Origin of the sequence: Actinospineispora spinosispora DSM 44797 (assembly GCF_000429025.1) — a bacterium.
Classification (GTDB): Bacteria; Actinomycetota; Actinomycetes; order Mycobacteriales; family Pseudonocardiaceae; genus Pseudonocardia; species Pseudonocardia spinosispora.
On record NZ_AUBB01000073.1, the window covers coordinates 1 to 9,426 of the forward strand.

Annotated in this window: 9 protein-coding genes; 3 read left to right on the plus strand and 6 right to left on the minus strand. The window is 66.0% G+C overall.

What is annotated here, in order from left to right:
* On the plus strand, window positions 1-316 hold a 316-nt coding region (locus G406_RS49265; protein ID WP_037078143.1), incomplete at its 5' end, for an IS110 family transposase.
* 443 nt (window positions 317-759) lie between these two features.
* Here the strand turns inward: G406_RS49265 and G406_RS0123320 are convergent.
* The 3 genes from G406_RS0123320 to G406_RS54475 all read right to left on the minus strand — a co-directional run bounded on the left by G406_RS0123320 (window position 760) and on the right by G406_RS54475 (window position 4,750).
* Window positions 760-2,460 (minus strand): ImmA/IrrE family metallo-endopeptidase, encoded by a 1,701-nt coding sequence (locus G406_RS0123320; protein WP_028935632.1) that lies wholly within the window; start codon window positions 2,458-2,460, stop codon window positions 760-762.
* Window positions 2,457-3,494 (minus strand): LysM peptidoglycan-binding domain-containing protein, encoded by a 1,038-nt coding sequence (locus G406_RS0123325; protein WP_156935116.1) that lies wholly within the window; start codon window positions 3,492-3,494, stop codon window positions 2,457-2,459. Before G406_RS0123325 ends, G406_RS0123320 begins: the two co-directional genes overlap by 4 nt.
* Before the next feature lie 686 nt (window positions 3,495-4,180).
* Window positions 4,181-4,750 (minus strand): hypothetical protein, encoded by a 570-nt coding sequence (locus G406_RS54475; RefSeq protein ID WP_051342554.1) that lies wholly within the window; start codon window positions 4,748-4,750, stop codon window positions 4,181-4,183.
* Window positions 4,751-4,954: 204 nt separating this feature from the next.
* Between G406_RS54475 and G406_RS54480 the strand changes: the two genes are divergently transcribed.
* Both G406_RS54480 and G406_RS0123345 read left to right on the plus strand, forming a co-directional pair.
* Window positions 4,955-6,094 (plus strand): hypothetical protein, encoded by a 1,140-nt coding sequence (locus G406_RS54480; RefSeq protein ID WP_051342555.1) that lies wholly within the window; start codon window positions 4,955-4,957, stop codon window positions 6,092-6,094.
* Between the two features lie 148 nt (window positions 6,095-6,242).
* Window positions 6,243-7,427, plus strand: coding sequence for a DUF6545 domain-containing protein (locus G406_RS0123345; protein WP_156935117.1), 1,185 nt, complete (start codon window positions 6,243-6,245; stop codon window positions 7,425-7,427).
* On the opposite strand, the gene G406_RS0123350 is transcribed toward G406_RS0123345, so the two are convergent.
* The 3 genes from G406_RS0123350 to G406_RS57880 all read right to left on the minus strand — a co-directional run.
* The gene (locus tag G406_RS0123350; protein ID WP_028935635.1) at window positions 7,416-8,411 is read right to left on the minus strand and encodes an LLM class flavin-dependent oxidoreductase; all 996 of its coding nucleotides are present in this window, start codon (window positions 8,409-8,411) and stop codon (window positions 7,416-7,418) included. The two genes, G406_RS0123345 and G406_RS0123350, sit on opposite strands and share 12 nt — an antisense overlap.
* Window positions 8,412-8,802: 391 nt before the next feature.
* Window positions 8,803-9,072 carry a hypothetical protein gene (locus G406_RS0123355; RefSeq protein WP_028935636.1) on the minus strand — a complete coding sequence of 90 codons (270 nt, stop codon included), beginning with the start codon at window positions 9,070-9,072 and terminating at the stop codon, window positions 8,803-8,805.
* Window positions 9,073-9,185: 113 nt separating this feature from the next.
* A partial coding sequence (locus G406_RS57880; protein WP_211241244.1) for a hypothetical protein occupies window positions 9,186-9,426 on the minus strand: 241 nt, incomplete at its 5' end.

A 9,426-nucleotide genomic window follows, 5' to 3' on the forward strand; every position in this document is an offset into this window, starting at 1 on the left:
CGCGCACCTGGCCGCCTACGCCGGCATCGCACCAGTCAGCCGCATCTCCGGCACCAGCATTAAAGGCGAACACCCCGCACGCACCGGCAACCGCAAACTTAAACGCGCGTTCTTCCTCGCCGCGTTCGCCGCCCTGTCCGACCCCACCAGCCGCGCCTACTACGACCGCAAACGAGCCGAAAAGAAAAAGCACAACGCCGCCCTCATCTGCCTGGCCCGACGACGCTGCGACGTCCTCTACGCCATGCTCCGAGACCACGCCCTCTACCGACACCCAAGCAACTCACACGCCCCGAAACTCCCAGCCGCAGCTTGACAAGTGCCATAGGGACACCCCCCGTCCCTGCGGTGAGTCCGGTCTTGCCGACGCCACCTTTCTGGTTCAGGACGGCGGTGACGTGGGGGAGCGTGACTGCCGCGTGCGAGGAAGTTGTAAACCGGGCTTCCACCATTGGTCCTACCGATTCGATTCATCGTCAGAGAAGCAGCCCTGTTCGATGAGTCAGTGCTGCCGGTATCGAGCTCGTTCCAAGTCAGGCTTGAAGTTCCGGGGCCATCTGTGACTGGTGATCTGTCGGAGCGCATCTCGGACAGGGCTCTACCCAACACATTGATGGGAACTCACACGGTTGAGATGGGGCAACAGTGGTCCGAGCTGTCTGGGTAAAGGTGACGGCGATTGGTCGGTGCGCGAACGACGAGCGCACCCTCTCTCACAGAGCCTCACAGCTGAACATCGAACGTAACGAGAGACTGTAGCTAGCCCTCGTCGAGGTAAGCGGCCAGCGCGGCGTCGGGTGCATGGAGAAGGTGCGAGGCCAAAAGCCGTCCGGTGAGCTCGGCTTCGGCCTCGATCCGGTCGTCCACGGAGCTACACCCGCCAGAGCTGGTGCCCAAGTCGCGGCCTCGATAGGCGAGGACCGGGCCACTACGCGGTGTGGCGGTGGAGAGCGCCGCGACCGGGTCGGGTAGCTGTTGTCGCGAGTCCTGCTGTGTGGTGGCGACCGGTGTCGGTGTGTGTCCGCAGATGATGTGGCCGATCTCGTGGAGCAGGCTGATCGTGCGCTGCATCGGGGTGGTGTGTTTGTCGACCCAGATCAGGTGCTCGTTCGGCGCGCCAAGCCACAGGGCTATCGGCAGAGGCAGACCTTCGGCATCGCCGATCACGATGTGGATTCGTTGGCCGAGCTTCCGACTGATCACGCCGACGATCGCGGTGACCGTCGTGGGGGGTTGCCCTGGCAGCCACCGTTCGAGGTGCTGCTCACACTGGGCGAGCAGGTCGGGGTCAGCCAGCGCGGGGATAGCCGGGGCGACTGGTTGACTGTTCGGTCGTCTACCGGTCCGGATTGTTCTGGGCAGCCCTCGGGTAGCTGCTAGATCCATGAGCCACTTCAGCTCGGCCTCGAAGCGGCCGGTGCCGGTGGTGGGCAGCAGGTCCGCGACTCGGCGCTCGGTCGGACGCCGCAGCCTTTCGGAAGTGAGCGCTTCCTCGAGGCAGTTGACTACTGCGACCAGTGTGGCGCGGCGTTGAGCCAACCCTTGTGATCGCGCGGTGGCCGTGGCGGCCGCCAACTGTTGGGGGTTGACCCAGTGCTGCAGGCGCCAGATTCGATCGAGCAAGGCACTGGTTGCGTCCGAGACACCGACTCCGCCTACCGTGGCCTGCTCGTCGATGGCGAGCGGGGGGTGGGCGGGGGAGAGCCACTCCCATAGGGCCGTCACGGTCCGGATAGTCATGACGTCCCGGCGGCGCCCCGATCGTGGCAGTAGCAGTGGAAGCGCGAGTGCGGTGGTGATCGAGAGCAGCGCACACGTCAGGAAGGAATCGGTGACCACTGGTGATGGCAGTGGCCAGTGCATCCCGCTCAGCGCGGCGATCTGGATGTAGCAGGTGAAGGCGGCGTAGAGCCAGAAGCACGCGGCGGCGGCCCCGATACAACCCAGGCTCACCCTGTAGCGGACCTGAGCAAGGGTGAAGGCCGCCGTGCTGGAGGCGATGATGGCGCCGCAGGCGAGTAGGAGGCACACCGCGAACGCCCCCGCGAATGCCAGGTCGAACAGCGGCCGCGGGATGGTGGGATTCTCCAGGGTGGTGAGCGCCGCGGCTGGCACTGACCGTAGCCCGGCGACGGTCATGATCGTCGCGGCTGCCGCGAAGCACAGCAGGAGGGTGTGCCAGTGTGGCGGAGTGGCCGTGCCGTAGTGCACGGTCAGTAGCCATCGCGCGGTCAGGCCGAGGGCGACCACGAGCGCGAGGTGGCCGATGACCGGGGTCCTTGAGGTACCTAGGCAGGATTCCAGCGATTGGGCCACGTACGGGGTCCGCAGGGTCAGTGCGATTGCGAACGCGAGGGTCGACCACCACAGTGAGGTGAACGCGCGTGCACGATAGGCGCGCCAGAGGACCAGAGTCCACAGCACCACGCTCATGGCGGCGTTGAGCACGTGCGCGGTCATCGGCCGCCCTCTCGAGCGCTGTGGCCTGAGCGTGGGGCGGCGTGGTTGGGCAGGTTGAGTGTCCAACCGACTCGGATCGTGGCCGGGTCCGTCAGCGCCGTCCCGTCAGACTGTGTGCGGCCTCGGTTGAGCCCGAAGAGCTCCGGCCAACGCTGGGGGTCGCCCAACTGCGTGCCGGCGATCTTCCACAGGCTGTCGCCGGGGCGCACCTGATAGGTCGAGGCGGAGCTGCCCGCGTTGGACTTGTTCGGTTGCTGTGTCCGAAGCCGTGCGCCTTGCCCGGCGTGTTCTGGCTCAGTCTCGCGTCCTGGCCTTGGTGGCGCTCCGACATGAACATCGCGGCGGGTGGGACTGCTGGCAGTCTCGCGCGGCTCGGTCGCGTCACGACGCGGGCTCAGCGCGTTGGCCGGCCGTCGGGCCGGGGGGCGTGGACGCTCGGGGTGCTGAACATAGTCCCGGACAATCGCGGCGAGTGTATTAGTGGTGGCCGGATCGGGGTTCGGCATCGGCGCGTTCATGGCCGCCCGAACGTCGGTTCGTAGTTGGTCGAGTTGCGCGATCTTGGTCTTCTCCCGTGCGGCGTTGGCTCGCCGCAGCTGCCGTAAGCGCTGCAGGTCAGCGTTGTCTTGCGAGGTGAGGTCGCCCGAGTCCGGGGCCAGGGAGATGGCGTAGTCGAGGCGGGCGCCGTCGCGGGTGATCTCGGCGAGCTCCAGCCCCAGGGCATGCAGGTCGGTGGCGGAGTCGAGTCGGGAGCTGAGCAGTGCCCGCTGTTCGGTGAGCTCGGCCAGTCGCTGGCCCAGGAGTACGACCGCGTCGGGTCGAGGGTCGCGCAGCCGCGCGGGGTGGGCGTCCCACAGGGCACGCACTCGGGTGAGCTCGGCGATCTGAGGCCTCAACGCGGCGATGTTGGTGGATACCTGCGCGGCCCACTGGTCTTCGGTCGCAGTCGACGCAGTCGGGGGGAGGGCCGGTCCTTGCGCCCTGGGTGCCGTGGTGGGCAGCCAGAGCATCCCGCCGACCAGCAGTCCTCCCACGGTCACCACAGTGAGCAGCCGAACCCGAAGGTGGTGTCGGGTGATGGCCTTGTGCTGGCGGCGGACGAGGATGGTCGCCGCGCGACCGGCCGCGTCAGCAAGTTCCTGATGTTGCGACAGCGAGAGACCTGATCTGCGGACAGGAGGGGCAACGGTCGGGGTGTGGACGCCCCGCCGCGCCGCCGGTTCAGGTCGCATGGTGGGCCCGGATTGCGCTGGTGAGGGGGAGGAACTCGCTGTCCTGGCGGTTGCGCTGTCAAAGGGCCCGGTCTGATGGCTGCGGGAGAGCGCGCGGTGTTCAGCGCTGCAGTAGCGCCGTGGCATCTGCTCGGGGTGCTGGTTGATCGTTCGGTCGCAGCCTGACAAGGCACATCGCGTCTGGTCGCTACCGGGAATTGCCGCGTATGCGGTCCCGTAGGCCGCCGCCGTGCCGCCCCCAGAACCTGTACGCGAGCTTTGCTGACCACTCACCGCTTGCCCCTTCCAGCGCAATTCTAGGCTCGAAACGCTAGCTAGAAACTACGCTGCTGTGAAGCGGTTTGGTTTTGCATCTTCTCAGGCCACCCGGATGGGTGATGCGCGTCCTTCGCTGCTGGAGCACGCAAAACACCGCCACTCCGGCAGTGAACTGCGCGGGACGTGGCGGTGTCGTAGAGGTCTGACGGCCAGGCGGACGGGCAGAGTTGTCAATCGTCCTGGTCTTCGTCCTCATCGTCGTCGTCTTGGGCGATGAGCTTCGCTGTGGCCACCAGCATCGCGGTCTGCTCGCGGATGCCCATCTCGCCGCCCAGGCCGCGGTGAGCCATGTTGAGCACGCCGGACTTTCTGGCGACCATGGTGAGATGCCGCATCGCCTCGGCTCGCTCTTCGAGAGCTTTGCGCTCGGATTCGAGCTTGGCGTTGCGTTTTGCCTCTCGGAGCGCCAGTTCGAGTTCTACCTGTTCGGCGGTGTCAGGGTCGGAGAAATATCCGACGGGTACCTCGAAGAACCAGGCGATCGTCTGCAGGGTTCGAAGCGTGGGATTGGTCTTGATTCCGCGGCGCAGCTCGCCTAGGTGGCCTTCCGAGAGGCCTTCTTTGCCCGCGTTGCGACAGGCCTTGGCAACGTCACGGTTTCGGTACTCACGCTCAGGTGAATCGGGTGGGCGAACCACTTCGAACAGCCGGTTGATCCGGGCGCTCAGGCTCGTCGGCGGCTGCGACATCGACGGCGGCACGGACGACGGTATGGACGGCTCGGCACGCTCCTGCGACATCTGAGGCCCTTCATCTTCGCTGGCGGGAGTCTTTAAAGGTTACAGCGTAGCAGTAGAGACATCGATCGAGTAGATTACTGCGCTATAGCGGCACCGTGTGTGTTCAGAGGTGGGGAATGTCAATGCTTGACCAGCTACGCTGTCAACGGCTCGGTCGACTATGTGACCTCCCCCTTAGACCAGGTGTGGCCAGGAGGCGCAGCGGTGACTGAGCCTCACCCTGAACGCGTTACCCTGCCGACGATTGCCGAGCGGCTGATCTGGCTGTTCGAGGTCCTGTGTGTACGGGTCGCCGATCCACGCGGGGGCGAGCCGCGGTGGCGGCCGTACAACACCGCCGAGGTCGGACTCGGTATGAGCCCCCGCTTGGACAACGCCGACGTCGCCACGTGCGTCACCACCGTGGAGCGGGTCCGCGCGGGTGGTGAGGCCTCAGACCGCGAGCTCGCCGCGATTGCGGCGTTCTTCGACGCACCAGCCGACTACTTCGGCCTCGACCCGATCGCCGTCACCACGATCCAGGACGCCCTGCTGGACCGAGCACTACGAGAGTGCGATGTCCAGAGCTATCTGCTGTGTCGTGGGCCGGCCGTCATCGGATCGCAGCGGCGGAATCTGCTACGTCGCGCTCTGCAACTGCTGCGTCGTGGTTTCGAACAGGCCGCCAGACACAAACCGACCACGAATCTTGATGTTCGCCGAACAACTGACGGTGCGGCGTGCGACGATCACCTCCAAGACCACACCGAAGAAGACCGCACCAACGATGACGAGGAACGCGCACCCTCGTACTCGATGTGGCCGAGGGCGACCGGAGGGACTGTGTCGATCTCGCAGCAGCGCCCCAAGAGTGAGCTGCAGCTACGTGTGTTCTGCCAAGGCCTGCTCCAGGACTTGGACATCCTGCCGCCACTCACTCCTCAGAATCTGTGCCGCAAGCTCAGCTCGGCACGGGGGCGACCGATCAGACCCGCGGCCAGGGAACTCCCTGCTACAGCGTCGGTGGGACTTCTGGTCCCCAAGCCGGACCGAGACATGATCTACTACCAGAAGTCGGCTCCCCGAGAACAGCGGATCCACGTGATCTATCACGAGGTCATGCACCTGCTGCTGGGCCACCTCGAGGGCGCGGAGATGCTCACCTGCGGGGCACTGGACGAAGCTACCCGCCCGGGTGACGGTCTGTACTCGCGCTGGAAGGAATGGGAAGCCGAGACCGGCGCCACGATCTTGTCCGAGCTGACGCGCCGACGCGCCGACCCTCGCCTGATCACTAAGGCATCGCCCCAAGCCGAGCAGGGCATCGCGGCCGCTTTCGGCCTGTCGACCAGCGGCTGGCGCTAACGACCATGCATGCCGTCTCGACCTGTCGCATCAAGGTCGGCCTCGTCGATATCGCGCTCGGCCCGCGTGGTTGGGCGCCTGGACTTGTGCGCCGCCGATGACGGTCAAGCTGATCTTTCAAGTTTTCACCGCCTCTGTTCTGGCGATCATGGCGGTGCGTTCGACGGTCCAGCTGGCGCGCCACCGCGACGATCTGCCACTGCGCGTCCTGGTCCCGGGCCTGTGGTGCCTGACCTTCGCGGCAAGCTGGTTCCCGCACGAGGTGTTCGACCCGATCGAGGCTTTCATCGGCGAACAGCTGATGACGAACATCTCCAACGTCTTCAACTCGGCGATGGCCTACTGTTTCGCGGCGTTTTTCGTGCTCGCCCGCCCTGACCTGGCTGAATCTGTGCGACGACGGATCGCTCTGCGCGAGCTCGGGGTGCTGCTGGCCGGGACCGTGTTCCTGTTCGTGTTGTGGCTCGCGGCACCGGCGGGATCGTGGGGCTATGTCCCCGAGACCTACGCCGAGTACCGGGCCAACATTCCTCGGCTCCTATACGGGTTGACGTTCGACCTGATGAACGTCGGTTTCTGGCTGCTCGGGGTGTGGCGGGGACTGCGGCTGATGCGCTTGGTGCGCCAGGTGTGGGCACGGTGGGGACTCGGGCTCATGATCGGCGGTGCCGCGGCCTTCGGGCTCGGCGTTTTCGGCATCGCGACGCTCATCGATGCGCTGCACCCGCTCTGGGCGGGCGCGCCTCGCCGGTTCAGCACGCTGGGCAAGATCTATATCACCGCCCTGTATGCGGGGCAATCCGCCATGGCCCTCGGACTGGCCGTTCCCGCGGTCGCCGCCGTGGTTGGGTCGCTCGGTTCCTGGTACGACCGGATGCTGCAGAAACGTTATCGCCGCTGCCTGGTCCCGCTACGGTTACTGCTACTCCAGACCTTTCCCTACATCGCTCTGCCCCATCGTGGCGAAGACGGGGTGGAGATCCTCGAGTCCGGCACGCTCGATCCGGGTTTCACTCGAGTCATCAACGAAGTCGCGGACGGGCTGGCTTGGCTGGCCCCGTACTACCGCGCGGGTGGCCTCGCCGAGACCAAGACCGGTGTAGCGGACCCCACCGAGGCCGCGCTCGTCGTGCATCGGGCGTTGCGTGCGAAAGCCCACGAGGGTGAGGAGACCGACCCTGACGCCGAGGGAGCCAGGTCCATGCCGCCGTTCCCCCGGCTGATACCGGAGTTCGACCGATGGCGCGACATCGCACTGTGGCTGTGCGATCTTGCCGAGGAGCTGTTGGTCCTGCCCGACCAGCCGGCCACGGACCAGCAGCTAACGCGTTAGCTCGGCGATGATCTCGTAGGAGCGGCGGCGGTCGGGATGGTCATAGACCTGCGTCGTGAGCATGAGCTCGGTCGCACCGGTGTCGTCGCACAACGCGCGCAGGCCTTTGGCGACCGTCTCCGGGCCGCCGATGATGACGTCGGCGAACTTCTCCTCGATGGCCGCGTGGTCCTCGTCGGTATAGGGATAGGCGGCCGCTTCCTGCGGGGGCGGCAGCTGCATCCGCTTCCCCAGACGCCGCTCCAGGAACTTCAACTTCGACGGCCCCGCCAGCCACTGCGCCTGATCGTCGGAGTCCGCCGCGATCACCGAGACACTCACCAACACCGTCGGTTCCGGATACTCTGGCGAGGGCTGAAACGCCTCCCGGTAGAGCCTCAGCGCCGCGCGCATCGATTCGGGGTTGAGATGGTGGGCGTAGGCGTAGGGCAGCCCCCGCGACGCGGCCAGCTGTGCGCTGAACTCCGTGGAGCCCAGCAACCACACCGGGGGTGTGTTCCCCACCGCTGGGATCGCCCGGATGGTCTGGCCCTCAGGCTGGGTTAGGAACGCCAACAACGCATCGAACTGCTCGGTGAAAGACGTCGCGTGCCGCTCGGTGTCGCTACGGACCACCGCGGCGGTACGACGGTTGCCACCCAGCGAGCGCCCGATGCCAAGGTCGATCCGCCCAGGGTGAAACGCCTCCAGAGTGCCGAACTGCTCGGCAACCACGATCGGAGCGTGATTGAACAGCAGCACGCCACCCGACCCGACCCGGATTCGTTCGGTCTCGGCTGCCAGTTGGCCGACCAGGACCGCGGGCGCGGCGCTCGCCACGCCACGCATGCTGTGGTGTTCGGGCACCCAGTAGCGGTGATAGCCCAGACGGTCGGCCAGCCGCGCGAGGTCGAGCGTGTTGAGCAGCGCCGTGCGCGCGGTCGAGCCTTGCACGATCGGCGAGGTATCCAGCACCGACAGCGCGACGTCAGACAGATAGGACACGGCCGACGCACCTCCACTGTTGTCCATCGGGCATCTCAGACATGGCCGAGCTTCGTCTGTGACCCGGACCCGGATAGTAGCGATGACTCCACGCCCATGTGCCAGGCTCGTCGTCCCCCGCACCTTCGGGTCACGTCACGGCCGGCGGGTATCCCGCGTCATCACGGGCACTCCGAGTGCTCAACTCCCTCAGAGATTACTCTGCCGGTCTCGGTTTCCCGCGCTGCTGGCGCCGAGCCGTAGCCTGCTCCACGCGGCGTGCGGGCCTACTCATTCGCCCCATGCGTGTCGAGGTGGCAAGTCCTGTGGCGAGGATGAAACCGATCAGGATCATCATCACGAGTCAGCCGGTGACCATGCGCGCTCACTTCTCCAGTCCAGGCGCGAGCCTTTACTGGGGGTTGATCCCGCATCTGCTGTCCAGGGCGACGGGCTTGCCGGGGACCTGGACGTTGAAGGTGTTGTTGCGGAAGGTGTTGTTGCAGCCGGAGGTGGCGGGTTCGGTGATGACGTGGGTCTGGAACCCGTCCATGAGTCTCGGGCTGGCGCCGGAGGTGACGTTGTTGACGACCTGGTAGCCGACGCCCTTGAGGTCGAGCACGGAGTCGGCGAAATTCGCGCCGGACACCCCTGATCCGTCGAAGGAGTTGCCCGCGATCACCCCGCCCCGGGTCTCCTCCTTTATCTGGGGTTGTCCGGTGAATGTGCTGGTGAGAAGGTCCCGGGGCTTTCTGGGACCTGAGGCACCATCAGCGAGCTGAATGTGTCGGCGTTTCATCGTGAATTTCCGGTGATTGTGGGTTGTGCGTCGGCGTTCTGGTCTTTGATCATTTGCCGGAGGCTGGTGCGGGCGCCGGCGAGGGAGTCTTCGGCGTCGGTGAGCTGGTGGCGCAGCGCGGTGTTGTCGTGGGCGAGTTGCTCGTTGTCGGTGTTGAGCCGGCGGGTGGTGGCGGTGAGCTCGTCGATGCGGGTGATGAGGTCGCCGGTGTGCTGGGTGTCGAGTTGGTGGCCGAGG

Bases quoted from the DNA above. Each gene is read 5' to 3' on its own strand.
- G406_RS0123345 (WP_156935117.1), top strand. From the start codon at position 6,243: ATGGCGGTGCGTTCGACGGTCCAGCTGGCGCGCCACCGCGACGATCTG.
- G406_RS54475 (WP_051342554.1), bottom strand. From the start codon at position 4,750: ATGTCGCAGGAGCGTGCCGAGCCGTCCATACCGTCGTCCGTGCCGCCG.
- G406_RS0123320 (WP_028935632.1), bottom strand. From the start codon at position 2,460: ATGACCGCGCACGTGCTCAACGCCGCCATGAGCGTGGTGCTGTGGACT.